Source organism: Halioxenophilus aromaticivorans (genome assembly GCF_042850945.1).
GTDB classification, from domain to species: domain Bacteria; phylum Pseudomonadota; class Gammaproteobacteria; order Pseudomonadales; family Cellvibrionaceae; genus Halioxenophilus; species Halioxenophilus aromaticivorans.
This window is the reverse complement of record NZ_AP031496.1, coordinates 3,696,336-3,720,860: the sequence shown is the minus strand read 5'-3', so window position 1 is coordinate 3,720,860 and position 24,525 is coordinate 3,696,336. Positions and strand designations below refer to the sequence as shown.

Below are 24,525 nucleotides of genomic sequence, written 5' to 3'. Positions count from 1 at the left end.
GCAGGATGTTGTAAACACGGATAGCAGGATTAATGCCAGTAACCTGTCTGTTTGGTCAGCTTATGCGATGGTTCGGCGCAGTGCCTGAGTCTTAACACCTATAACGGCGGCTAACTTGGCGTATAACACCGAATATATAGGATTTTTGCGTATGATAGTGCGCCGCGCTTGGCACGGTTGAGTCGAAAAATACGGTTGAAATCGCAGGTGTGACGAGGGGCTTGGGAAACCCCTCAATCCAAACCCAGGCTAGCTCGCCAGGCGGCGCAATGATTCTGCCAGCTCTTGGTGCTTGGCGATCAATGCCTGCTTGTCCATGGTGCAGTGCTCACCATCAATGATTTGCCACTGGCCGGCGACCATTAAGCGATCCACTTGATGGGCACCGCAGGTAACCAGGGCGGCAATGGGGTCACCGGCGCCGGAGAAACGCATTTCGTCCAACTTAAATATGGCTAGGTCCGCCTGTTTACCAACTTCTAGCGTGCCTATGTCGTTACGCTGGTACAGTTTGGTGCCGCCGGTGGTGGCAAACCCAAGCACGGTTTCTGCGGTGATTTTTTCGGCACCGTAGCGCAGCCGCTGCTGCAAAAGGGATTGCCGCGCTTCTTGAATCATATTGGAGCAATCGTTGGAGGCAGAACCGTCCACCGCCAAGCCAATAGCACAGCCGGCTTGCTGCAACTCTAGGGTGGGGCAAATGCCGGAAGCCAACAGCATATTGGAAGAGGGGCAGTGGGCAATGCCCACGCCTGCGGCGCCCAGACGTTTGATCTCAGTATCGGAAAAGTGAATGCCGTGGGCCAACCAGGTTCGATTGTGCAGCCAGCCGCATTGCTCTAGGTAATCTAACGGGCGTAGCCCATATTGGCGGAGGCAAAAGTCGTTTTCGTCTTCGGTTTCAGCCAGGTGGGTGTGAGTAAGTACATTAGATTGCTCAGCCAGCTTAGCGGTGGCCTGCATTAACTCCTGGGTTACCGAAAAGGGCGAGCAGGGTGCCAGGGCCACCTGCACCATGGCGCCTGGGCCGGGCTGGTGATACTGCGCTATGACGCGCTGGCAGTCGTCCAAAATGCTTTGTTCGTCTTGAATGACGCTGTCCGGCGGAAGGCCACCCTGGCTTTCGCCCAGGCTCATGGAGCCGCGCGTCAGTTGCAAACGAGCACCAAGCTCCTTCAGTGCGCTTACCTGTACGTCCATGGCTCCGGCCAGTTGTTGGGAGAACACGTAATGGTGGTCGCCCAATGTGGTGGCTCCGGAGGACATTAATTCCAAGGCCGCCAGTTGGCTCGCGGTGGCTAACATCTCTGGCGTAATGTGCTGCCACACTTGGTAAAGCGTTTGTAGCCAGGGAAATAGCGGTTTGTTGATAGCCTGGGGTAGGCAGCGTGTCAACGTTTGATAAAAATGATGGTGTGTATTGATTAGCCCTGGCGTTACCACACAGCCTGAGAGATCGACCTGTTGATGGATCTGCACTGTGGGCGATTGACCAGGGGTCAATACTTGGCTGATTTTTCCGTCGGCAATAACAAGCCCGCTGGCGGGCTGATCGCAGGCGGTAAAGATGGCGTCGGCGTTCTTAAGCCAGAGGTTGGTGGTCATTGTGGGCCTGCGGTAGTCAGCGGTTTAAGATTCTTGGTTGGCTATTGTGTCAGCTTGGGCGCTGTTTTGCTCGCTGGTTTGATCGGCTGCATCGGGTCTAATCATCAGCGACAGCACAATGGCTGTCATTCCCGCCACCGCCACGGGGGATGAAAACGCCACCTGCAATAGCGATGGGGTGTGTTGCAGTAGCTCCGGCACCATCATACTACCCAGGCCCAAGCCCAGGGAGGCGGCGACAATGACGGTGCGGCGGCGGTCCAATGGCTCGTGGGTTAATACGTTGACCCCGGCCACAGCCACGGTGCCAAACATCACTAAAGTGGCGCCGCCCAAAACCGGTTTGGGGATCAGTTGCAGCGCCGCACCGATGATGGGAAACAAGCCCAGTAGTACCAAAATGCCGGCGATATAAAACCCCACGTAGCGGCTGGCAACGCCGGTCATCTGGATAACCGCGTTATTTTGGCCGAAGGTGGTGTTGGGAAAAGTGTTAAAAACCGCCGCCAGCATTGAGTTGAAGCCATCAGCCATCACACCGCCTTTAATGCGCGCCAAATAGCTACTTCCTTTTACGGGCAAGCCACAAAAATAACTTACAGCAGTAAGGTCGCCGCTGGTTTCGATGGCCGTTAAGAAGTAAATAAAAGCCACCGGAATAAACAATTGCCAGTCAAAATCGAAGCCGTATTTAAAGGGTTGAGGTATGGCAATTAGCGGCAAGTCTGGCAAGTCTTTAGGCTCAAAAATGCCCAGGCCATAGCCGGCCAATGAGCCCACCAACATACCAATTAAAATGGCCGATAGCCGCAACCAGGGGTTTTTGAACGTGCTTAAAATAATAATGAGGCCCAGTACACACAGGCCGATCATTAGGTAATTGGGGCTGCCAAATTGCTCGGCACCAAAGCCGCCGGCGAGGTCCGTCATGCCGACCTTTATCAATGAAACACCGATAGTAATAATAACGACACCGGTCACGGTGGGATTGATAATAGCTTTCAGCCGATGAATAAATTGGCTGACTAATAACTCCACAAAGGCTCCTATAAAACAGATGCCCACCATCATGGCCATGATCTGCTCTGGGCTACCACCGCGACTTTTAACCAAGCCACCGGCGGTCAGTAGGGCACCTAAAAAAGCAAAGCTAGTGCCTTGCACGGCGATCATGCCGGCGCCCAGCGGGCCTATTTTTTTTACCTGAATAAACGTGGCGATGCCTGATACTAGCAGGGCCATGCTTAATAAATAGGGTATTTCATTGTGCAGGCCCGTTGCGTTGCCTATGACCAAGGTGGGGGTAATGATGCCAACAAAGCTGGCGAGAACGTGTTGCAATGCGGCGGTAAAGGCCAATCCTGGGGTGGGCTTATCGTTTAAGCCAAAAATCAAATGGCGCATGATTGTCCTTTTAAAGGGGTAACTCGCTTTCTCATTCTGAACAGCATCCGTGCCTTTGGTCGAATTAAATACCACCAATCGTTAATGGCCTTTAAGTAACACAATTTCCTATCCCGCAAGCGCATAACCCGCAAGAGGTAGGCGCTGGTACTAATACTGACACTATACGCTGCCTCAGTGATCAGTTAGCAAAGGAGAGATTTCAGACACTAATCCATTAACGAACAGATTACTTCTAACAGCAAGTTTCGTTCTCACGAGTCCGCTTTTGGGGCGCGTAAATTAATAATGCACCGTCTTACGCCTAGGCTAGCTAAATTCGGTTCAATTGGCTCGGTTAGGCTTTAAAATTCCCCGGCGGTAATTGCGCCTTCTATTGGTGCAGATAAATTCGCTAAGCACAGTTTTAGTCTAGGCCATTCAATAGTCGCCAATGAGCTTGGCTAACGCAGCTTAAAAATTTCTATAAAGTGAACATTTGTTAGAACAACTTTCAACCGTTTGGTCGCTGTTGGCGCGGTTTGGAGCTGAGATTGATCGTATGTGATAGTGGTGGCGTCAAAAATAGACCATTTGGCATAGCCTGTGCTAATTACACCGGTACCCGTAAGTTAAACCTTATTGGGTATTCTCTCATGAAGCTTGCTCTTAAGGGGCTGTGCACTGGCCCCCTTTTTTCCCCTTTTCCGTTCTGCTATTACCCCTTGTTTCAATAAATGCCACTCGCTTGCCAAGGGTTCGCTCTGCTCGCCGGTAAAGCTTTGTTGGTGCGCTATACTTGCCGCAGCTATAACGTGGTTATTCGTTACGTCTATTGTCAATTGACGCGCGGCTCAAATTGCTAACAGGTCAGTCATACTCACAAAAGTGTAATGATGAACGGTACATCATGCCTTAGGCATGGAATCTGCAGAGATACCTACGCACGCAACGTTGCTATAAAGATAGGGTAGATGGTTGGCTATCGCCCGATAGCAACGCCAATGGATAGCAACGCCAATGGCGCCAATGGTTAAAGTCGGCACACTGTGGAATCTACCGAGACCTTCGCTGTCAATTTGCTCTGCGTCTCAGTACTTTTATAGAGTCGTCTATTGCTTTGCTGGCAGTTCTGGCTGGTGTGTTCGTTATTGGAATTAATCTCTGGTAGCGCAAGTTTAGCCGGCAGCTAACAATAATAACTGGGTGGGTAACACTGCACCAAGAACGTACAGAAACACTGATTTTTACTCAACCAGATGTTTCACAAAATGTGTTCATTCTTGCGCGGATAATCGGCGTGAGCCTGAGCTAGAAAGAAAGAGGCTATGGTATTGCAAACGGTGAGTTACAACGAACTAGACAACGTCCTTACTGATTTTTTAATCCAACAAAAATTACCCGAAACCTACCGTGCGATTGCCGAGCGTTGGTTTATCCCCGTGTTGGCTAAATTGGCCCAGCGGCATGATACCCAGGCGGGGCCATTAATTATCGGTATTAATGGTTGTCAGGGTTCCGGTAAAAGCACGCTGGCCGCGTTGGCTGTTGCGTATTTTCAAGCAACCCACCACAAATCCGCCATCGCTATTTCCATTGATGATTTTTATTTAACAGTGGTCGAACGTAAAAAACTGGCGGAAAACACCCATTCTTTATTGCGTACACGGGGTGTGCCCGGCACCCACGATATGGCCCTGGCCAACGACGTATTGGACGCATTAATTGCCGGCGATAAGCCAGTTAAGATTCCGCGTTTTGATAAATCCATCGATGATCGCGCGCCAGAATCCCAATGGGATGTGATAACGCCGCCGGTAGATATCATTATTATTGAAGGCTGGTGCATGGGGGCGCAACCCCAGGAAGAGGACGACCTCTTTGTGCCGGTTAATGACTTGGAAGAGTTTGAGGATCGAACTGGTCAGTGGCGGAAATTCGTGAACCATAAATTGAGCCATGAATACGCCGAATTCTTTGCCAGATTCAACCACTGGATCATGCTCAAAGCGCCGTCGTTTGACTGCGTGTATCGTTGGCGATTGGAGCAGGAGGAGAAGTTGCTGGCATCGTTAAAGCCCCATCAGCGCGGTAGGGCAGGTGATCAAATTATGAGCCCGCAACAAATACGCCGCTTTATTCAGTACTACCAGCGGGTGACTGATCACACATTGAACACCCTACCGGCCAGGGCACAGGTGGTGTTTGAAATGGATGCCCAGCGCGCCATAGTAGCCTTGCAGAATTCCCTGTAGATATCACCTTAAACCTTGAATAACACTGTAGTAGGGGCTAAACGGTTGTTCTTTATTGAAAAACTGTTTTAATAAGCCCCACAGCAAGGAACTTAAGGCTTCCCGGTTGCGGCCGAAGACCCAACACTGAAGGCGGCGCAATAGCCGTCTATCTAAAAGTTAAGTCGCGCAGGGTGGATAGTAGAGCATATGACAAAAGTCGTCATTTTTACCGATATGGATGGTACGCTCCTGGACCACCATACCTACAGTCACCAAGCGGCGGATTCGCTGCTAGCATCGCTTCAACAGACCGGTGTGCCGGTTATTCCTACCACCAGTAAAACCTTTGCAGAGCTGCAGCAGCTGCGGCGTGAACTCAACAATCAGCACCCATTTATCTGCGAAAACGGCGCAGGGGTTTATATCCCCAAAGGTTATTTTAGCCAGATGCCCTCCGATCTAATTAACATCGGTGATTTTCGGCTCAAGGCTTTTGTCCAAGATCGTCAGCACTGGCGCTCGTTATTGGCCGGGCTAGACACCGAATTACAAGCCGAATTCATAACCTTTACCGACCTGGGCGTAGACGGCATTATGAAGGCCACTGGCTTGCCAGAGGAGCAGGCACGGCAATCGGCAGATCGCCATTTTGGTGAGCCGGTTCAATGGCGGGGCTCTGAGCAATCGCTACAGCGGTTTTGCGAGGCGGTGTCCGAACTGGGCGGCAACACCCTTGTGGGGGGGCGCTTCGTTCACGTTTCAGGCGCCACCGATAAGGGCAAAGCGCTGCAATGGCTGGCACAGTGTTATAGCGATCAATGGCAAGCCAAGGTGACCACGGTGGCGTTGGGTGATGGTGGTAACGATGTGGCCATGTTGGCCACCGCGGATTACCCAATCATCGTTCGTTCACCAACCAATCCACCCCCACAGTTACCCACCAGCGCGCGTAACCAAGAACGATTAATTATCACTCAGCACACCGCACCACAGGGCTGGGTCGAAGGGGTAAGCCAAGTGTTGGCTGAGCTACCCGGATTCGATTATTCCCAAATAACTCAACATAATTAACTAAATACAATTAAGTAATACAGTTTAAAGAGCATAACCGCTAAGGCACTATCATGGCAGATTTTCATCAAAATGGCGTTGTCACCACCCTGCACAATTTGGCGCCGCGCCCCCTGGAAGAAATCGAAGCAGAGCTAACCCGCTTTAGCCAAAAGCGCCCCATGGCACTTATCCTTCCTTGTTTGTACTCCGAGCTAGAAGGTGAGGCGATGCCTAATATCCTATCGGAGTTGAAACAAGTTCCCTATCTTGGTGAAATCGTTATTGGTTTGGATAGAGCCGATGCCGTGCAATACAAAAGATCCTTGGATTTCTTTGCCGAGTTGCCACAACACCACCGTATTTTGTGGAACGACGGCCCGCGTCTACAGGCCCTGGATGCTGAGCTGCGCAGTTTAGGTTTGGCACCGGAGGAGTTGGGTAAAGGCTGTAACGTATGGTACTGCGTGGGCTATGTACTAGCAGCCACCAACGCCGAATCCATCGCTTTGCACGATTGCGACATTGTCACCTATACCCGGGAGCTGCTGGCACGTTTGATCTACCCCGTGGCTAATCCGTTCTTCAACTACGAGTTCTGTAAAGGCTACTATGCCCGCGTTGCCGATGGCAAAATCAATGGCCGGGTGTGTCGTTTGTTGGTAACCCCTTTAATCCGAGCATTAAAAAAGGTTTTGGGTGACAGAGAATACTTGGACTATATGGACAGCTTTCGTTATGCCTTGGCCGGGGAGTTTTCCTTCCGCCGCGATGTGTTAACCGATTTGCGCATTCCCAGCGACTGGGGCTTAGAGATTGGTGTGCTATCTGAAATGCATCGCAACTACGCCCACAACCGTTTGTGCCAAGTGGATATCGCCCAAACCTACGATCACAAACACCAGGAGTTATCGCTGGAGGATAAAACCGCGGGCTTGTCGCGTATGTCCATCGATATTGCCAAGGCTCTGTTTCGTAAGTTGGCCACCCAGGGTGAGGTGTTTACGCCGGAGACCTTCCGCAGCATTAAGGCCACTTACTTCCGTATCGCGTTGGATTTTGTTGAAACCTATCATAACGATGCCATTATGAATGGTCTGACCCACGATATTCACGCCGAAGAACAATCGGTGGAAATGTTCTCTGAGAACATTATGGAAGCCGGACGAATCTTCCTGGAAAGCCCACGCATCACGCCGTTCATTCCCAGCTGGAACCGTGTAGTCAGCGCCATGCCAGATGTTTTTGAGCGGCTGCAAGAAGCAGTGGAAGCCGACCACAAAGAGTTTACCGGCGCGTAGAGATGTAAGCCGAGCCCTTGGCCTAAGGGGCCAACGAACGGGGCCAAAGCACGGTTTAAGAGGCAGCAGTTTTAACAGTACCAGCGAAGGTGCTGGCGCCTACTGCAGTCTGTGCTTGCTTTAGGGTGTCGTAAGAGGGCGATGCCATTGCAGCTTCGCTCTCGCCGCAACCACGTTGCCTCAATTCAATACTTTGATTGCGGACATCTCACCCCAGCAGCCGTTGGTTTGATCCACGGTTCTAAGTAGGGCTGTACCGAGTTGGACGCCGCCGGCGGCGAAGGCTAAAGTTATTTTACGTGGTGCGTTGCAGGCCGCAGTAAGTTTTTGTTGCTGATAGTGGTCTATGGCGGCAAAATCCAATTCATATAGCGCTAATATTATCTGCGTGGGGTTGCGCAGTATTGGCACTGTCTTTTTATCATGCCTGATGTACCACCCCGTTTATCGGTGTCGACGCTGAACGGATTCAGGATTTAGCACGACGGTAGTAGGAGATACCCTATTTTATGAGTGATTTTTTGGACCCATTGCGGCAGAAAGTGCTGCACCATCTCGAACTCATCTACGCAGAGATTGAACTGGATCTCTCTCACACTGAGCTGGCCGAGCAGTTGATCGAGATTATGCGCTTGGAGCAATCCAGCTGTGAGCCCACGGCCCACGCTAACCATTGGGATGAGTCCGAAATTATCATGATCACCTACGGTGATTCGATCAAAACCGACTCAGAAAAGCCGCTCAATACGCTGCACAACTTTCTCAACAATCACTGCAACGATGCCATTAGCAGTGTGCACATTCTGCCGTTTTTTCCCTACTCTTCCGACGATGGCTTCGCCGTCATTGACTTTTCGTCCGTTAACGAAAGCCTGGGCGATTGGGAAGACGTATCGGCCATCGCACGGGACTACCGCCTAATGGCGGATTTGGTCATCAATCATTGCTCCAGCCGCAGCTTTTGGTTTGAAAACTTCAAACAGGGAAAACATCCAGGCAGTGACTTCTTTGTAACTGCCTCACCCGACGATGATCTAGATGGCATAACCCGGCCGCGCACTAGCCCCTTATTGAGAGAAACCCAAACCCTGGATGGCACCAAGCACGTATGGTGTACCTTCAGCCATGATCAAGTGGATTTGGATTTTCGTAACCCGCAAGTGCTGATTGAATTTATGCGCATTATTCGCCTTTACATTGATAAAGGCGTGCGTATTTTCCGATTGGATGCGGTTGCGTTTTTGTGGAAAAAGCTGGGTACTGCGTGCATCAACCTGGACGAAACCCACGAGATGATTCGGTTGATACGTACTCTGACTGAACATTCCTGTGAGCATGCCATGCTTATCACGGAAACCAATATTCCCAATCGAGAAAACCTAACTTACTTCGGCAATGCCAACGAAGCGCACTGCATATACAATTTCTCTTTGCCACCACTGTTGGTTAATACCTTGGTTACCGGTGACTGTAAATATTTAAAACAGTGGATGATGAGTATGCCTCCGGCGCAAAACGGTACGGCATATTTCAATTTCATTGCTTCCCACGATGGCATTGGTCTACGGCCGGCGGAAGGCCTGTTAAAAGACGCGGAAATCGACACCTTAATTAACACCATGCAGATGTTTGGTGGCCGTATATCCTGGCGGGCCGCCCAGGGTGGTATGAACAAAGCCTACGAGATCAATATTTCTTTGATTGATGCTTTGCAGGGTACTGTGAAGGGGCCAGACAAGTGGGGCAAAGAGCGCTTTTTGTGTGCTCACGCCATTATGCTGGCACTGGAAGGTATACCGGGTATTTATGTGCACAGTATGTTGGCCACCGGCAATGATTACGAAAAGCTCAAGCACACCAACTCCAACCGTTCCATTAACCGCCATCAGTGGGATTACGAGGAATTAACTAGAGAGTTGGGCGAAGAGTTGTCGCAACATCGGCAGGTTTTTGAAGCCATGAAGGCACTTATTCGGGTGCGCAGAATGCAGCCGGCCTTCCACCCCAATGCCACACAATTTACCTTACACCTGGGGGAAAAATTGTTCGGCTTTTGGCGCCAGAGCATCAATCGACGACAGAGTATGTTCTGCATTTACAACATCAGTGATGAAGTTTGCGACCTAGCGCTTTCTGATATTAACTTGATCGGCACGGACAGCTGGAAAGACCTGATCAGTGGCTCGGTATACGAATCTCTAGAAGACGTACTTACCCTGCAACCCTATCAGAGCCTATGGATCACTAATACCTAAGGTAGAAAAACCGCTGACCCAGCAGTATAAAGGTAGCTGAATGTGCCAAGTTTGTTCGTAGTTGTTGTGAGTTTATTGTTTGCCGCGTTAGTGATGGTAGTGGCGGCCTATTTTTGGTTGCGGCATCAACAGCGACAGCTGAGAGAACATCGGCGGGCAGGCATATCGGCCCTGCGTGGACTGCAAATATTGTTGGCGAGCCTGCAGCAACATCGCGGCTTGGCTAACGGTTACATTCACGGTGAAGTGGCTTTGCACCGATCACTGCTTGAGGTGCGAGACAAAGTCCACAGCCAAATTACCCGCATTGAGGCTGCCTCTGACTGGGTGGTGGATAAAGCCTATTGGCAGAGCATTACGGAGTCCTGGGCTCGAATACTAGCGAGTTTCCCCCAGTCTGATCCAGATAACAGCTTTCGTACCCACAGCGCCCTGATTCGTAATGTGTTGGTACTGATCGGCCATACCACCGAACGCCACAAGTTGCCGGGTGTGGCGGCAAAGAACGCAATGTCTTACTCCTTTATTTGGGAAAAGTTGCTTACCACGGCTGAGCTGATGGGCCAAGCCAGGGGCTTGGGTATCGGTATTGCGGTTGATGGTGAGTGCCCGGCGAGTGCGCGTAAACAGTTAGCCAAGCTGGTGGCGGAAATAGAACGTGAGAGCGAGCAGCTGGCTGGCAGCTTGCCCAACTTCGAACCGGTGACACCCTTGGTGGAAGAGTATCTTAAAACCATTGACGATAAGCTGCTTGGCAGCGCTCCATCGATAGAGCCCATGGAATATTTTTCCGTGGCCAGTGTGGCTATTGATGCTCTGTACCAGTATTACAACGAAGCCCTGCGGGAATTACAGGTCCAAATTTACCGTTAGGAGGCAACGAAGGCATCGGTTTTAATTTTCTTCAAGGACGCACCTTTAAGAAAGCAGGCTTTGCGCATTTTCTGAACGAAGCTTTCCGCCCCACACAAAAACACTGACGCACGCGAGAGATCCAACGGCAGCTGTTTAAGGTACTGGTACACATCCGCGTTAACCAATAGGTTGTTTGCTTTGCTGCTATTTTTCACGTCGTCAATCACGAATTCGTCTTGCACCAAGTCCTCTTGCTCCAAGTTTTTTTTCACCAAGAAATGCAACTTTAGATTTTGGTGCTGCGCCGCTATGGATTGAAGCAGCTCCAGGGCGTAAAAATCACCCGCCGTTTTATTGGCCAATATCAGATGTATGTCACCGTTGTATTCCTGCGCTAGGGCTGTCTCAAGTATGGCCAGCAGCGGCGCAAGGCCGGTTCCGGTGCCCGCCAGTAACATGCTGGGATTGTCACAATCGTCGCTGGTTAAATAGCACAGCCCGTGTGGGCCTTCGATGGTTACCTCGTCACCGATCTGCGCCTCTTGCGTTAGCCAGTGGCTGAACTGTCCGTCATCCAAGCATTTAATGTGCAGTCTCAGGCCCGCCCCGGTTTGGTAAGCATTGGCTAATGAATAGCTGCGTTGAACTCTGCCAAACCGAGTGGAGTCAACAATCACATTGACGAACTGGCCAGCTTCGTAGCGTAGCTCGCAGGCTAACGATAGCTGCATCACGCGCTGTGCCAAGGGGCGTATATCGCTGCTGGTGGCGTGGGTAACCGGCCGGGTCTGGCTATCGGGAAGGCTGACGTGCAGTGTTTGCTCAGGAACCGTGCAGCAGGCCAAAAATAGTCCTTGTTGCCGTTGTGCCGGCGTTAGGGCTGCTTGGCTATGTGCGGATAACGCCGATTGGGAATTTTCATCAGCTTGCATTATACAAGATTGGCAGGCGCCGGCTTGGCAGCTGTGGGGGATAGCATGGCCGCTGCGCAAAAGGCCGTTTAACACCGACTCATTTGGCCTTAGTTCGATACGTTGATTCTTGTACACCACCGCAGGCCCTGCGTCTGTGGGCTGGGATTTGCCATTGCCAAGCAGTTGTTTGATGGAAGAGGTAGTGGCTTTAAACAAATCTGAATGCTCTCGATGTAGATTGCTGGCTCCTAATAAAGGGAGCACAGCCGTGGTTTTCCTTTTATACCAAATAAATCGCTTTCGTTGTAACGGTGCTAGGTATTCGTAGGTGCCGTCTTATTAGTAAAAGGCAGAGTTGAAGTTAGTAAAAGGAGGAGTTGGGGAAGCGGAAAATGCGGAAAACCGGAGGAAGAGAAACTTAGTGAGGTAAAGCTTTGGGTAAATAAAATCAGCTGTCGCTAGAAATAAATAGACGGCTAGCTCGGTGCTAGCCACCTTTCTATTTGCGCTTAAAACTCGATTTCGGGTACCACTTCAGGTATCACAATTTCACCTTCGGTTTTCGCCACGATTTCGTCCACGGTAACACCCGGGGCGCGTTCTTTTAGCCAAAACTTGCCGTCAGCAATTTCAACGTAGGCAAGGTCGGTCAACACTTTCTTAATGCAGCCAGCACCGGTTAAAGGCAGGGTACACTGTTTTAGCAGCTTGGATTCTCCGTGTTTACTGGCGTGGGTCATGGTGCAGATGATATTTTCCGCGCCGGCCACCAAATCCATAGCACCGCCCATGCCTTTAATCAATTTACCTGGGATCATCCAAGAGGCGATATTGCCCTGTACGTCCACTTCAAAAGCGCCTAGTACAGTCAAATCGACATGGCCGCCGCGAATCATGGCAAAGGATTCCGCGGAGGAAAATATCGAAGCGCCAGGAATCGCCGTCACGGTTTGCTTACCGGCGTTGATCATATCTGGGTCGAGTTGGGCCTCGGTGGGGAAGGGGCCCATACCCAGTAAGCCGTTCTCCGATTGCAGCATGACTTCCATACCCTCAGGAATGTAATTTGCCACAAGGGTTGGTATACCGATGCCCAAGTTTACGTAGTAGCCGTCTTGCAGTTCACGGGCGACACGTTGGGCCATTTGTTCTCTTGTCAAAGCCATGATTCGCCTCCTATCCTTCGCGTACGGTGCGTTGTTCGATGCGTTTCTCAAAGTCGCCTTTGATTACACGGTTAACGTAAATGCCGGGAGTGTGGATGTAGTTAGGGTCGAGCTCGCCGGGTTCAACAATCTCTTCCACTTCAACCACGGTAATTTTACCGGCGGTGGCCGCCATAGGGTTAAAGTTCTGTGCGGTGTTGCGGTAGATAACGTTACCGTAGCGGTCTGCTTTCCAACCCTTCACGATGGCAAAGTCGCCAGTGATGCTGTCTTCCAGTATGTACGGGCGGCCGTTGAACTCGCGGGTCTCTTTGTTCTCGCCTACGGGTGTGCCGTAGCCAGTTGCGGTGTAAAACGCTGGTATTCCAGCACCGCCGGCACGCATCTTCTCTGCCAGCGTGCCTTGCGGGGTGAGTTCAACCTCTAATTCACCGCTCAGTAATTGTTTTTCAAACAGCGCATTTTCACCAACGTAGGATGAGATCATTTTTTTGATTTGTTTGTCTTCCAGCAAAATGCCTAAGCCAAATCCATCCACGCCACAGTTATTCGAAACAATGGTGAGGCCTTTGACGCCCATTTTTTTTATTTGACTGATACAGCCTTCGGGAATACCGCACAAACCAAAGCCTCCCGCGAGGATGGTCATGTCGTCCGTTAGGCCCGCCATGGCTTCTTCGTAGCTGTTCACTACTTTGTCAAAACCTGACATCGTGCCTCCTAAGTCGGTTTAGGGTGAATTGAATGCGCAAAGAATGCGTTAGGGTGTTACTGGTTATTTTGGTGCATTTGGCCAGCTTTGCCTCAAGGCAGCAGTGACGCCTGCGCCTCAAGCGGAAGTTAGACCGTTGAACTCGTCTGAGTTTTGCCGATTCACTAATATTTATCAAATAGAAAAATTCAAACGATTGATATATTTTATAAATTAATGCAGTGTGGGCTAAGTTATTCAATGTGAGCCTGGTTCGCCATGAATGTCACCATCAAGCAGCTGAGCGCTTTCGTTGCGGTTGCACAATGCCAAAGTTTTGCGGAAGCCTGTGAGCGCATCCACCTATCGCAGCCAGCCTTGTCTATTGCCATTAAAAACCTAGAAGAAGCCTTAGGTGGCCCGCTGTTTATCCGTTCCACCCGTGCGGTGCTTCTCACGCCCGAAGGGGAGCGCCTGTTACCTATGGCTAAGCGCTTGTTGGCTGATTGGGGGCAGGCCTTGGGCGATATTAGTGATCTCTTCTCGCTCAGTAAGGGGCGGCTGGCTCTGGCGGCCATGCCATCCTTTGCGGAAGCGAAGCTGCCTTCGGTGTTCGCGGCTTTTCGCCAGCTGTATCCCAACATTAATATCACCCTACACGACGTACTGAACGAGTCGGTCATTGAATTGGTGCGTGCCGGCCGTGTTGAACTGGGGGTGTGCTTTCGCCCCGCGGTAACGGAAGATCTGCAATTCACAGCGCTATATAACGATGCCATGGTGGCGCTACTGCCCGAGCGCCACGCATTGGCTAAGGCTAATGCCATCACCTGGGAAGATTTTAAAGACTATCCGTTCTTAGCACTGGCGCCTCCGTCCAGTGTGCGCAGTCACATGAAATCGGCTTTGGCAGAGCACAACATTGATCTAAAAGTCGATTTTGAGGTCAATCAATTAGCCACAATCAAGCAAATGGTGGCCGCGGGCGTCGGCGTGAGTGCTGTACCGCAAATGTGCGTTTCTGGTCTGCAAGCCCCAGGCCTTGTGGCGCGGCCGTTGAGTAATCCGATCATTGGCAGAAGCATCGGCTTGGTGGCCCGCCGTCGCTACGCGCTATCCAGCAGCGCTAAAGCGATGCAAAGCCTAATAGAGGAACAGTGCAAAGCAGGTGAAAATGGCACTGCCCTATGATAGGTTGGCCGCTATACAGGAAATACCTTATATAAAAATGAGTAACACAACAGACAGAGCCAATCTGTTGGTAGCCAAGTGCCGCGGGCCTGGCGTTATCGAGCAATTAGGAGAACATTATGATCGGCCTTAACCGACCGGAACTGCTGCGTACCCAATCGTACATAAACGGCAAATGGGTGGACGCCAACGATGGCGCAACCCTCGCTGTGACCAACCCCGCCAATGCAGAGGTTATCTGTGACATTGCCAGTTGCGGTGCCGCCGAAACCAAAACCGCCATCGAAGCGGCTCAAGTGGCGATGAAATCCTGGTCGGCTACCCCGGCCAAGCAGCGTGCTGGCCTGCTGCGTCGCTGGTTCGACTTGATGATGGAAAACCAACAAGATTTAGCCAAGATCTTAACCGTAGAGCAGGGCAAGCCGCTGGCAGAAGCGGCGGGAGAGATTGCCTACGGTGCTTCCTACATAGAATGGTTTGGCGAAGAGGCTAAGCGCATCAACGGCGACATTATTCCCGCGCCATCCGGCGACAAGCGATTGCTAGTGTTGAAACAACCGGTGGGTGTGGTGGCGGCCATTACGCCGTGGAATTTCCCCAACGCTATGATCACCCGCAAGGCGGGGCCTGCTTTAGCTGCAGGTTGTACCTTTGTTTCTAAGCCGGCCAAAGAAACACCTTTATCGGCCTTGGCCCTGGCTGCACTGGCAGAAGAGGCTGGAATTCCCGCTGGTGTGTTTAACGTAGTAGTGGGTCAGAGCTCACGTGCCATCGGCGGCGAGCTGACCTCTAACCCCATCGTGCGTAAACTGACCTTCACCGGGTCTACCCCAGTGGGTAAAGAACTGATCAAAGAGTGTGCCGATACGGTGAAGATAACCTCGATGGAACTGGGTGGCAACGCACCCCTAATCGTGTTCGATGACGCCGATCTGGATGCTGCTGTGGCAGGCACTGTAGCCTCAAAATACCGTAACTCCGGTCAAACCTGTGTGTGTTCAAACCGTATTTTGGTTCAGGCCGGTGTGTACGATAAGTTCGCTCAGAAACTGGCTGCAGCGGTGAATGAATTTGTGTTGGGAGATGGCAGCAAAGACGGCGTCACCCATGGCCCGTTGGTTAATGCGGGTGCCGCCAGTGATGTGGCCGCTATGGTGGATGATGCCGTAATTAACGGTGGTAAAGCCATCGTTGGCGGTAAACGTTCTGAATTGGGCGAATGTTTCTACGAGCCAACCATTCTCATCGACGTAAACGATTCAATGCGTGTCTTTCGGGAAGAGATTTTTGGCCCGGTGGCACCGCTGTTTAAATTCGAAACCGAAGAGCAAGCCATTGCCATGGCAAACGACACGGAGTTCGGTTTGGCTTCGTATTTTTACACCAAAGATCTGGGCAGAATATTCCGTGTTAGTGAAGCTTTGGAGTATGGCATCGTGGGTGTCAACGAAGGCATTATCTCCAATGAAATGGCGCCCTTTGGTGGGGTCAAAGAGTCCGGCTCTGGCCGCGAGGGTTCAAAATACGGTATCGATGATTACGTTGAACTTAAGTACGTATGCCTGGGTGGGCTCGGCTAATAGACAGTCTGTTACAAAACCAGAAATAGCGCATTGCTTGCAGCGATGCGCTATTGTTTTAATTAGATGGGCAGTTCGGTGGTGTATTTAATTTGCTTTAATGCAAACACGGATTTAACCGATGCAACGTTGGGTAGGTTAACCAACGTATTTTTGAGCAGTTGATCGTAATCCTTAACGCTGTTGACAACGATGCGCAGCATATAATCAGACTCGCCACTGGTAGAATAGCACTCTACAATTTCTGGAATCTCGCGCACTGAATTTTCAAATTGCTGCAACGTGGTTTGATCGTGCTCAGAAGTTGTAATGTAGGCGTGTACGCTGACAGATAATTCCAACTTTTCGCCTTGCAGCAAAGTCACTCGGCCACGGATGACGCCATCCGCCTCTAAACGTTTTATCCTACGCCAACAGGGCGTGTGCGATAAACCAACCTTCTCACCTAACTCCGCCATAGAATAATCTGCGTTTTCCTGCAGCGCGCGCAGTATTTTTCGATCGTAGTCGTCTATATCAACTTTCGTGGACATCTCGGGTTTACCATTCATTCGTACATGTCCAGTAAGGATAGAAGCAGAAATAAGTTTTGCTTACTACCTAGGTGTATTTGAACGGCTTACTTGTGACAAAAGGCGTAATTTTAGGACGCAGCTGTAGGTTCTGTGGGATTTTAAGACCAGTAATTTTTTAACCACGATTTGAATGAGCTTTTGCTCACAAACCAAAGATGACGATGGTTTAAGCCAAGTGCAGATTAAGAAAGGCTCAATTAGATGGTATGATGCGCCACCAATAATCACGTATCCATAACCTATGACCCCAAGCCATTGATCAAAACCCGTTGATCGAAAACCACTGCAAGTCACTTGCACAAGATTCTCCTATTTAGAATTTGTTTGAGTACCTATTTTTGAGCAGATCTAAAGCGAGCAAAGGTGAGCGTGGGCGAGCATTAAGAGGTGACGGTCAAGAGCAAACGGTCGTGTTTAATGGTTAAGTCAGCTATTCGAATTACGCTAGGAGTATTGCATATGTTTGAGTCCATGCCCTCGTTGCCCGCAGACCCAATTTTGGGGCTCACCGTTGCTTGCCGGGCAGACACTAATCCCAACAAGGTTGATTTGGGTGTTGGGGTCTATAAGAACGAAGCTGGAGTCACTCCTGTTCTTAAAGCGGTGAAGCAGGCGGAAGCACAATACGATGCCAGCGAAGCGTCAAAAGCCTATTTGCCGGCCCAGGGAACTGAAGGGTTTTTAGCGCAGGTCAACGATCTGGTGTTTGGCGAAGGGCATAGTGCCGTCGCCGCCGGGCGCGTGGCCACTATTCAGGGTACTGGCGGCTGTGGATCGCTTAGGGTGGCTGCGGAGTTGATTAAGCGTGCCAACAGCCATGCAAAAATATGGATTAGCGACCCTAGCTGGCCCAACCACGCCTCTTTATTAGGAAGTTCCGGTTTGGATTTGGCGTTTTACCCATACTACGACCGAGATCAACAAGCTATCGCCTTTGATCAGATGATGGCGGCGTTGGCTAACACCGGGCCGGGCGACGTGGTGCTTGTGCATGCCTGTTGCCACAACCCCAGTGGCGCAGATCTGACCACCGAGCAATGGCAGCAGCTTACCGACCTGGCCCTGGCGCGTGGCTTTACCCCCTTTATTGATATGGCCTACCAAGGCTTTGGCGATGGATTAGCAATTGATGCTCAAGGCATTCGTTATATGGCCGACAAACTACCTGAAGTGGTGGTGGCAAATTCCTTCTCCAAAAATTTCGGTTTATACCGAGAGCGAGTGGGAACCATCTCCATCGTGGCGCAAACCGCCAGCCAAGCTGATGTGGTGAAGGGGCAAATGCTCAATGTGGCTAGGGCAATCTACTCGATGCCACCCTCCCACGGTGCGGCGATTGTGGAGACCATTTTGTCTAATCCTGAACTCAAGTCGATGTGGTTAAGTGAGCTCGACGAAATGCGTGACAGGATTTTACATTTGCGCCAATCCTTGGTGAAAGCCATTGCTAATACGGGCTGCGAAAGAGATTTCAGCTTTATAGAACGTCAAAAAGGCATGTTTTCTTTTGTCGGCATTACGCCTTCGCAGGTAGAAGAGCTAAAAACGGCCTATAGTATTTATATGGTGGACTCCAGCCGCATCAATATCTGTGGTTTGAGTTCCAGCAATGTGGCCTACGTGGCCGATGCTATCGCCAGCGTGGTGAGCAAAAATTAGAGGCCTTTGATTGAGTCCTGGATGGCTTGGTCGATGGCCTTTGTGTTGAATATTAGTTGCCCGTTATTTGGGGCAACTGGGGAACATTGGTTTAGTCGAGTTTATGTCATCCAATTCATCTGGCAGCGGACGCTTCGTTTCCGAGCGCACAACAAAAAAGATTCCTGTGGCCGATCTTCAGATCGGCATGTGGATTAGTGAGCTTGATCGGGATTGGCTGGGAACACCCTTTATGATGCAGGGGTTTCGGGTCAATACCATGGATGAGATACAGACGGTCGCTAAATACTGCCAACACGTGTGGGTAGATGGCGTTGAAGAGACTTGGTCTGGGCGAGAGCAAAAAGAAACCATCAAACCTAGGCCAAAACCACGGGTAATAAAAAACCAAACCAGCAGTACTGAAGAAAACCAACGAATTTCTGGTGTTTACAAACAAGCGCGCAGCATTACCCGCTCCATCCTAGACGAAATTCGCCTTACCTCGCTAATCGACACAGACAAAGCTAAGGACGTGGTTAACGACTGCGTCGGCAGTGTCATTCGCAATCCAGATGCCTTGCTATGGTTGTCCAAAATCCGTAGCCGAGACGAGTACACCAGTGAGCATTGCTTAAATGTCTGCATCATGGCCATCGCATTTGGCCGGCAATTGGGCTATGAAGGAAAAGAACTGTTTGAGCTGGGCGTGTGCGGCTTGTTGCACGACGTCGGCAAAATGAAGGTGCCCGACGAAGTACTAAACAAACCCGGCAAGCTCACCGACGACGAATTTAATATTATTAAAAGCCATACCGAGATCGGCCGCGATCTGTTAATGGCCGCGGGGTCGGATTCGGCCCGGGCAGTAGAGGCAGCCTGGTGTCACCATGAGCGAGTGGACGGTTCAGGCTACCCGCGAGGGCTTAAAGGCAATGAAATCAGCCGTACGGCAATGATTATTTCCATTGTAGATGCCTTCGATGCAATGACTGCGGAGCGTTGTTATAAGCCTTCTATGTCGCCCACCGAGGCGTTAAAGATCATGTACGATTCCCGCGGCAAACACTTTGATTCCGATTTGGTGGATCAATTTATCCAAACCGTGGGCTTATATCCGCCAGGCACCGTGGTAGAGCTTGTGAACGGCCAAGCAGGCTTAGTTATTGAGGCTAATCCAAGCTTTAAGCATTTGCCCAAAATCATCGTATTGTGCGATGAATTAAAGCAGCCCATAGAAGAGCAATTGATCGATTTATCGCTGGTGCAAAGAGGCAAACTGGGCAAAGAATTTTTAATTCGTAATGCCCATGTCGATGGTGCTTTTGGTATTAGCGTGCGCGAGTATCAGGCCAAGGGCAAACTGGTGCAGCCCGGCGCCAAAGACGCTGCACAGATGTTTTAGGTCTATCGGCGCTGCTATCACCATCGTTTGCTGGCCCTATTATTTGGGGCGTGGCACGTCTTTAATCTCACCCAAAAGCCCGTAATCATTGCCACCAAGGCGAGATAGCGGATTGAGTTTTTGGGTGTCGACCATCACTTTGCCGTCGGTTTCCGAGGCTATATCGTCGGCAACATAAATTGTTTTTATCTCGCCTAATATCATCGCTTGGCTGGGGGTAATCTCCTCCAGGCGATAGCGGCTGCATGCAAACGCGATTTTCGCTGCCTTCAATCTCGGCAGACTAAAATCGCCGAAGGTCTCGGTTTCCAGTGCTTGTGCGCTTACTTCCGACTGGCCGTAATCTAGGCTTGCCGACGTTGCAGTGACGATTTCAGCCTCCGGGCCGGTGGGAATATGGACAACAAAATCACCGCGCTCGGCGATATTTTTGCGTGTGTCCTTGTCACTGCCATCGGGTTTCTTGCCAATGGATAACATCAGCAGTGGCGGGTCACTGGCGACACCACCAAAATAGGAAAAGGGCGCTAGGTTATAGCTGTCATCGGCATTGCCGGTGAGAACCCAGGCAACCGGGCGCGGCACTAAGCATTGGGTAATTAGGCGGTAACGCTTATTGGGGGATAGCTCGGCAAGGTGTTTAATCATAAGTAGTTATCCGGTGCTTTTGGATTGTGTTCGGCATACGTTATTATGCGCTCAATAGTTTGGGACGGTCTTGTTGCACAACGCGGCCGAGCCATTTTTGAAGAAAACATAGTGATCGATTGTATTTGAGGGCGTAACCGTTGCCAACACCGTTAATTACCGAGCAGGGCCTACAACAACTGAAAGATGAGTTGGATCATCTTTGGCGAGTAGAGCGCCCGGAGGTCACCCAAAAGGTGAGCTGGGCGGCTAGTCTGGGCGATCGCAGTGAGAATGCGGATTACCAATACAATAAAAAACGCCTGCGCGAAATCGACCGGCGCGTGCGCTATTTACGCAAAAGTATCGATAAGTTAAAAGTGGTGCGCTACCACCCAGATCAAGAAGGAAAGGTTTTCTTTGGTGCCTGGGTGGAGGTGGAAAGTGAAACCGGTGAAACTAAGCGCTTTCGTATTGTGGGATACGACGAAATATTCAATCGCAAAGATTATATCTCCATTGATTCGCCCATGGCCCGCGCTTTGATTAAAAAATCCGTGGACGACGAAGCCGACGTTACCACGGAAGCCGGCACCACCACTTGGTATATCAACGCCATTGACTATCCAACGGCGGAGTAAACGCCGCCCTAGAAGTTTTTGATGTTAACGGGGGTTATTTTATCTTGGATTTCAAAGCCAAAAATTTGGCTGTAAAAATACAATTCGCTTTCAATGGCACACACGATATTTTCAGCCTGCCTAAATCCGTGGCCTTCACCGGCAAATTCCACATAGGCCACCTGTAGGGTTTTTTGGTCTAACGCAGCCACCATAGCTTGGGCTTGATTTGGCGGCACCACCTTATCTTCGGCGCCTTGAAAAAATATCACTGGACAATTTAATTGATCGACGTGATACAGAGGGGAGCGTTGATGGTATAGCGGTTTTGCTTCCGGGTAGGGGCCTACCAATGAGTCAACATAACGAGATTCAAATTTGTGGGTATCCAGCACTAAGGTTTCTAAATCACCGATGCCATACAAGCTGGCGCCGGCTTTAAATGTGTCGGTGAAAGTTAGCGCAGCCAGCACGGTATAGCCGCCGGCGCTACCGCCTTTAATGGCTAAGCGTTGCGGGTCGGCTAGGTTACGGTCAACTAAATACTGTGCGGCTCTGCAAACGTCTTCCACATCGCTTACGCCCCATTTCGTATCTAGGGCTTGGCGATATTGTCGGCCATAACCAGTACTGCCTCGATAATTAACGTCCACCACTGCAAAGCCGCGTGAACACCAATATTGAATCTTAATGTTGAGTGCGGTGGTGGTTTGTGACGTGGGGCCACCGTGAGCAAGTACAATTAACGGTGGGCGTTCGTCACCTGGGCCACAATGGGTACCATTGTGCGGGGGGTAGTAAAAAGCGTGGGCAAGTTCGAGGATTGGCCCAAAGCTAATGGCCTCGGGTTCGCTTAAAGTACAGGCATCTAAACCAGATTCTGTGTCTGTAACGCGGCACCATTCGCCGTGGGAGTGATCTTTGTTGGTATGCCAATAAGCGAGTTGTGTCGGCTCACAGTAACTGCCTGCCAATACTGCAGCGGCGCCGTTGGCGGCGCAAACTGCACCGAAGTCTGTCCACGGGGTGTTAATTTCTTGCCAAGTGCCTTCGCTGATATTGGCAATGCAAAGATGGCCGAAACCATTGCGAGTGAAGCTGGCAATGATTGTGTCTTGATCCAAAAATCCCCAGGTTTGTTGCCCAAATACCCAGTGCGGCATACCAAATTCCGCCATGGGAGGAGGAGAGCTTAATACGGGTTGTAATTCTGGTGGTGAGTCGCCGTCGTTGTTCACCTTGTACAGGCGCCACCAATCGTCGACATCGGATACTAAATACAATTCCGAATCTTTGGACCATTGGGGTTGAAAAATCGCCTGGGCTTTTTGATTGGCAGCGGCGCCGGCCACGGCGATGCGTTCACACACCACACCTTGTTCGTTAAGGTTGGCCGCAAAACAACTGTTGCTCGCCCAGGGCATGGCAGGGTGTTCCCAGCTCAACCAACTAAAAAATTGACCGCAGGGAGACACTCTCGGCGATGAATAAAAATCGCTGCCCTCAACCAGAGTGAAGCTGTCACGGCCGTCGGCATCGATACTGACAATTCTTGCTTTGGGTTCTTGGCCTTCTAAGGAATGATCCTCGCACACCGCTAATAGGCGGTGGCGTTTGCTATCGTAATGTAAGTCTCCAAAGCGAAAATCGGCCTCGGGGGTAATGACGACGGGCAACCAGGGTTTTTTAGCGGCTAGGTCCAAGCGATAAATTCGTTGGTCGTCTGCTAACACAAAAAAGACGGTATTTTGGAAGACACAAAAACTGCCTCCGCCGTATTCGTTCACTTTTGATCGAGCACTAAGCGGGGCTTGTAATACATCCTCTGGAGCGCCACCGGGTTTGCAGCGCACAATGCAGTTGCGGCCTTTTTCTTCTGGCCGTGTTTCTAGCCAAAATAAATAATCACCAGCCAGGCGCGGCTCAGCCAAGCGTAGGCTTTGGGCAACCAGTTGTTGAGCGCTGATTTGTGAGGGCCAGCTCCCGTAAGGCATTGAATGCATCTTCAAAATATTCTTTTGGTAATAAGAACGCCAAGGTTAGCCCGTGGTAAACTTGGCGGCAACTCATGGTAGGCAAATATACTTCCAATGTCCGATGCTTTAATCCAACCAATCCAGTCGGTTTTAAATACATTGCCAAATAATACACCGGTGAAGGTAGGTTTCAGTGGTGGTTTGGATTCTACTGTGCTGCTACACGTAGTAACGCAGTTGGTGGAGCGTCAGCGTATTCAAGCGCTGCACGTGCATCACGGTCTGTCGCCACAGGCGGATCACTGGTTGGCGCATTGTCAGCAGGTAACACGACGTCTTGGTGTGGAGCTGGTCTGTCACCACGCTCAGGTTGCAAACCAGGGGGCAGGCATAGAGGATGCTGCCCGCCGCGTCAGGCACCGTTTTTTTCGTCAGCAAATGACCCCGGGGGCAATTCTATTCCTTGCCCATCATCAAAACGATCAACAAGAGACGTTATTGTTCAGGCTGGTGCGCGGCGCCGGGCCTAAAGGCTTGGGAGCAATGGCAATGCAACGCCAGCTGGGTGAAGGCACTTTGTATCGCCCTTGGCTCGGGGTAGATCAGGCCGTGATCAAACACTATGCCGAACAGCAGCAATTAAGTTGGGTGGACGACCCCAGTAACGCCCAGGTCGATTTCGATCGTAACTTCCTGCGACATACAGTTATTCCTAGTATCGAGCAACGCTGGCCGAATGCTCGGCAGGCCATGGCGAGGACAGCGGAGCTGTGCCGAGACACCGAAACACTCATGGCAGATTTGGCGCAGATCGATTGCCAACGTCTCTCAGTTCGGCAAGAGCGTTTGGGGGTGAGCATGTGCCGAGCGGAGTTGGTTGCGCTCAGTGGCGCTAGGCAAGCCAACATCATTCGGCACCTGTGCATTGCTAACGGGATTACCGTGCCCGCTCACAGTCACTGGCTGCAAATCGAAGATCAGATCCTGGCGACCGAAGTGCAAGATGGCAATGGCGCCCTGGTGCGTTGGCGTGGTGGTGCATGCAGTGCCTACCGTGGACGCATTTACCTTTTGCCTGGGTTGCCGGAGCACCTAAACCAAGAGGTTAACTGGGATGGCCAGTCGCCCTTGGTGATCGACAGCGTCTGTCGCCTTTCCCTTGAGCCAGGCGGGCAGTTGAATTGGGATGGCCAGCCGTTGTGTATTCGCCCGAGGCAGCCGGGAATGCGGTCGAAGCCAGCCGGTCGGGGACACAGCCAGGCCTTAAAAAAGCTATTGCAAGAACACCAACTCGAGCCCTGGTTAAGGCACAGCGTGCCACTGGTCTATCAACAGCAGAGCTTAAAAGCGGTGGCTGATGTTTGGGTGGAAACGGGCGCTACCACGGATCAAAGTGGCGCCGGTATGCGCTTGGTTTGGCAGCCATTGGTAGACCGCTGAGGGCCATTCAATACCA

At 50.9% G+C, this 24,525-nt stretch carries 20 protein-coding genes; 11 read left to right on the top strand and 9 right to left on the bottom strand.

Annotation, left to right across the window (positions count from 1 at the left end):
* Nucleotides 1-249 precede the first annotated feature (249 nt).
* Both ACGHM3_RS16005 and ACGHM3_RS16000 read right to left on the bottom strand, forming a co-directional pair.
* A complete protein-coding gene (locus tag ACGHM3_RS16005; protein ID WP_345427927.1) occupies nucleotides 250-1,605 on the bottom strand; it encodes an 8-oxoguanine deaminase in 1,356 nt (451 codons plus the stop codon).
* Between the two features lie 24 nt (nucleotides 1,606-1,629).
* Entirely contained in the window at nucleotides 1,630-3,009 is a 1,380-nt protein-coding gene (locus ACGHM3_RS16000; protein ID WP_345427926.1) for a nucleobase:cation symporter-2 family protein, read from the bottom strand.
* Nucleotides 3,010-4,316: 1,307 nt separating this feature from the next.
* Here ACGHM3_RS16000 and ACGHM3_RS15995 point away from each other — a divergent pair.
* The 3 genes from ACGHM3_RS15995 (at nucleotide 4,317) to ACGHM3_RS15985 (ending at nucleotide 7,576) form a co-directional block, all read left to right on the top strand.
* Nucleotides 4,317-5,243 (top strand): kinase, encoded by a 927-nt coding sequence (locus tag ACGHM3_RS15995; RefSeq protein ID WP_345427925.1) that lies wholly within the window; start codon nucleotides 4,317-4,319, stop codon nucleotides 5,241-5,243.
* 189 nt (nucleotides 5,244-5,432) lie between these two features.
* On the top strand, nucleotides 5,433-6,296 hold the full coding sequence (locus ACGHM3_RS15990; protein WP_345427924.1) for an HAD-IIB family hydrolase: 864 nt from the start codon (nucleotides 5,433-5,435) through the stop codon (nucleotides 6,294-6,296).
* A 53-nt stretch (nucleotides 6,297-6,349) separates the two neighbouring features.
* Nucleotides 6,350-7,576, top strand: a complete 1,227-nt coding sequence (locus ACGHM3_RS15985; RefSeq protein ID WP_345427923.1) for a glycosyl transferase — start codon at nucleotides 6,350-6,352, stop codon at nucleotides 7,574-7,576.
* Nucleotides 7,577-7,756: 180 nt separating this feature from the next.
* On the opposite strand, the gene ACGHM3_RS15980 is transcribed toward ACGHM3_RS15985, so the two are convergent.
* The gene (locus ACGHM3_RS15980; protein WP_390517223.1) at nucleotides 7,757-7,987 is read right to left on the bottom strand and encodes a hypothetical protein; all 231 of its coding nucleotides are present in this window, start codon (nucleotides 7,985-7,987) and stop codon (nucleotides 7,757-7,759) included.
* Nucleotides 7,988-8,085: 98 nt separating this feature from the next.
* On the opposite strand from ACGHM3_RS15980, the gene ACGHM3_RS15975 reads away from it, so the two are divergent.
* The gene (locus ACGHM3_RS15975; RefSeq protein WP_345427922.1) at nucleotides 8,086-9,831 is read left to right on the top strand and encodes a sugar phosphorylase; all 1,746 of its coding nucleotides are present in this window, start codon (nucleotides 8,086-8,088) and stop codon (nucleotides 9,829-9,831) included.
* Nucleotides 9,832-9,873: 42 nt separating this feature from the next.
* Nucleotides 9,874-10,704, top strand: a complete 831-nt coding sequence (locus ACGHM3_RS15970; protein ID WP_345427921.1) for a nitrate- and nitrite sensing domain-containing protein — start codon at nucleotides 9,874-9,876, stop codon at nucleotides 10,702-10,704.
* Here ACGHM3_RS15970 and ACGHM3_RS15965 read toward each other — a convergent pair.
* From ACGHM3_RS15965 to ACGHM3_RS15955, 3 genes are all read right to left on the bottom strand, one after another.
* Nucleotides 10,701-11,864, bottom strand: coding sequence for a 2Fe-2S iron-sulfur cluster binding domain-containing protein (locus ACGHM3_RS15965; protein ID WP_345427920.1), 1,164 nt, complete (start codon nucleotides 11,862-11,864; stop codon nucleotides 10,701-10,703). The two genes, ACGHM3_RS15970 and ACGHM3_RS15965, sit on opposite strands and share 4 nt — an antisense overlap.
* Nucleotides 11,865-12,109: 245 nt before the next feature.
* Nucleotides 12,110-12,766: a CoA transferase subunit B gene (locus ACGHM3_RS15960; protein WP_345427919.1), complete on the bottom strand. Its 657-nt coding sequence runs from the start codon at nucleotides 12,764-12,766 to the stop codon at nucleotides 12,110-12,112.
* 10 nt (nucleotides 12,767-12,776) lie between these two features.
* The gene (locus ACGHM3_RS15955) at nucleotides 12,777-13,478 is read right to left on the bottom strand and encodes a CoA transferase subunit A (protein WP_345427918.1); all 702 of its coding nucleotides are present in this window, start codon (nucleotides 13,476-13,478) and stop codon (nucleotides 12,777-12,779) included.
* Nucleotides 13,479-13,736: 258 nt separating this feature from the next.
* Between ACGHM3_RS15955 and ACGHM3_RS15950 the strand changes: the two genes are divergently transcribed.
* Entirely contained in the window at nucleotides 13,737-14,648 is a 912-nt protein-coding gene (locus tag ACGHM3_RS15950; protein ID WP_345427917.1) for a LysR family transcriptional regulator, read from the top strand.
* Nucleotides 14,649-14,767: 119 nt separating this feature from the next.
* Nucleotides 14,768-16,228, top strand: a complete 1,461-nt coding sequence (locus ACGHM3_RS15945) for an NAD-dependent succinate-semialdehyde dehydrogenase (protein WP_345427916.1) — start codon at nucleotides 14,768-14,770, stop codon at nucleotides 16,226-16,228.
* A gap of 62 nt (nucleotides 16,229-16,290) precedes the next feature.
* On the opposite strand, the gene ACGHM3_RS15940 is transcribed toward ACGHM3_RS15945, so the two are convergent.
* A complete protein-coding gene (locus ACGHM3_RS15940; protein ID WP_390517219.1) occupies nucleotides 16,291-16,779 on the bottom strand; it encodes an Lrp/AsnC family transcriptional regulator in 489 nt (162 codons plus the stop codon).
* Nucleotides 16,780-17,262: 483 nt separating this feature from the next.
* On the opposite strand from ACGHM3_RS15940, the gene ACGHM3_RS15935 reads away from it, so the two are divergent.
* Nucleotides 17,263-18,462, top strand: a complete 1,200-nt coding sequence (locus tag ACGHM3_RS15935) for an amino acid aminotransferase (RefSeq protein ID WP_345427914.1) — start codon at nucleotides 17,263-17,265, stop codon at nucleotides 18,460-18,462.
* A gap of 103 nt (nucleotides 18,463-18,565) precedes the next feature.
* Nucleotides 18,566-19,846 (top strand): HD-GYP domain-containing protein, encoded by a 1,281-nt coding sequence (locus ACGHM3_RS15930; protein ID WP_345427913.1) that lies wholly within the window; start codon nucleotides 18,566-18,568, stop codon nucleotides 19,844-19,846.
* A 39-nt stretch (nucleotides 19,847-19,885) separates the two neighbouring features.
* Here the strand turns inward: ACGHM3_RS15930 and ACGHM3_RS15925 are convergent, their stop codons facing one another.
* Nucleotides 19,886-20,494 carry a flavin reductase family protein gene (locus ACGHM3_RS15925; RefSeq protein WP_345427912.1) on the bottom strand — a complete coding sequence of 203 codons (609 nt, stop codon included), beginning with the start codon at nucleotides 20,492-20,494 and terminating at the stop codon, nucleotides 19,886-19,888.
* Nucleotides 20,495-20,634: 140 nt separating this feature from the next.
* Here ACGHM3_RS15925 and greB point away from each other — a divergent pair, with 140 nt between their 5' ends.
* Nucleotides 20,635-21,114: a transcription elongation factor GreB gene (gene greB, locus ACGHM3_RS15920; protein ID WP_345427911.1), complete on the top strand. Its 480-nt coding sequence runs from the start codon at nucleotides 20,635-20,637 to the stop codon at nucleotides 21,112-21,114.
* An 8-nt stretch (nucleotides 21,115-21,122) separates the two neighbouring features.
* Here the strand turns inward: greB and ACGHM3_RS15915 are convergent, their stop codons facing one another.
* Entirely contained in the window at nucleotides 21,123-23,087 is a 1,965-nt protein-coding gene (locus tag ACGHM3_RS15915; protein WP_345427909.1) for a prolyl oligopeptidase family serine peptidase, read from the bottom strand.
* 96 nt (nucleotides 23,088-23,183) lie between these two features.
* Between ACGHM3_RS15915 and tilS the strand changes: the two genes are divergently transcribed.
* Complete coding sequence (tilS, locus tag ACGHM3_RS15910; RefSeq protein ID WP_345427908.1) at nucleotides 23,184-24,509, top strand: tRNA lysidine(34) synthetase TilS; 1,326 nt, start codon at nucleotides 23,184-23,186, stop codon at nucleotides 24,507-24,509.
* Nucleotides 24,510-24,525: the final 16 nt, after the last annotated feature.

What these genes read in the sequence shown, in the direction of transcription:
- ACGHM3_RS16005 (WP_345427927.1), bottom strand. Translation starts at nt 1,605, where the DNA reads ATGACCACCAACCTCTGGCTTAAGAACGCCGACGCCATCTTTACCGCC.
- ACGHM3_RS16000 (WP_345427926.1), bottom strand. Translation starts at nt 3,009, where the DNA reads ATGCGCCATTTGATTTTTGGCTTAAACGATAAGCCCACCCCAGGATTG.
- ACGHM3_RS15995 (WP_345427925.1), top strand. Translation starts at nt 4,317, where the DNA reads ATGGTATTGCAAACGGTGAGTTACAACGAACTAGACAACGTCCTTACT.
- ACGHM3_RS15990 (WP_345427924.1), top strand. Translation starts at nt 5,433, where the DNA reads ATGACAAAAGTCGTCATTTTTACCGATATGGATGGTACGCTCCTGGAC.
- ACGHM3_RS15985 (WP_345427923.1), top strand. Translation starts at nt 6,350, where the DNA reads ATGGCAGATTTTCATCAAAATGGCGTTGTCACCACCCTGCACAATTTG.
- ACGHM3_RS15975 (WP_345427922.1), top strand. Translation starts at nt 8,086, where the DNA reads ATGAGTGATTTTTTGGACCCATTGCGGCAGAAAGTGCTGCACCATCTC.
- ACGHM3_RS15960 (WP_345427919.1), bottom strand. Translation starts at nt 12,766, where the DNA reads ATGGCTTTGACAAGAGAACAAATGGCCCAACGTGTCGCCCGTGAACTG.
- ACGHM3_RS15955 (WP_345427918.1), bottom strand. Translation starts at nt 13,478, where the DNA reads ATGTCAGGTTTTGACAAAGTAGTGAACAGCTACGAAGAAGCCATGGCG.
- ACGHM3_RS15950 (WP_345427917.1), top strand. Translation starts at nt 13,737, where the DNA reads ATGAATGTCACCATCAAGCAGCTGAGCGCTTTCGTTGCGGTTGCACAA.
- ACGHM3_RS15945 (WP_345427916.1), top strand. Translation starts at nt 14,768, where the DNA reads ATGATCGGCCTTAACCGACCGGAACTGCTGCGTACCCAATCGTACATA.
- ACGHM3_RS15940 (WP_390517219.1), bottom strand. Translation starts at nt 16,779, where the DNA reads ATGAATGGTAAACCCGAGATGTCCACGAAAGTTGATATAGACGACTAC.
- ACGHM3_RS15935 (WP_345427914.1), top strand. Translation starts at nt 17,263, where the DNA reads ATGTTTGAGTCCATGCCCTCGTTGCCCGCAGACCCAATTTTGGGGCTC.
- ACGHM3_RS15930 (WP_345427913.1), top strand. Translation starts at nt 18,566, where the DNA reads ATGTCATCCAATTCATCTGGCAGCGGACGCTTCGTTTCCGAGCGCACA.
- ACGHM3_RS15925 (WP_345427912.1), bottom strand. Translation starts at nt 20,494, where the DNA reads ATGATTAAACACCTTGCCGAGCTATCCCCCAATAAGCGTTACCGCCTA.
- ACGHM3_RS15915 (WP_345427909.1), bottom strand. Translation starts at nt 23,087, where the DNA reads ATGCCTTACGGGAGCTGGCCCTCACAAATCAGCGCTCAACAACTGGTT.
- tilS (WP_345427908.1), top strand. Translation starts at nt 23,184, where the DNA reads ATGTCCGATGCTTTAATCCAACCAATCCAGTCGGTTTTAAATACATTG.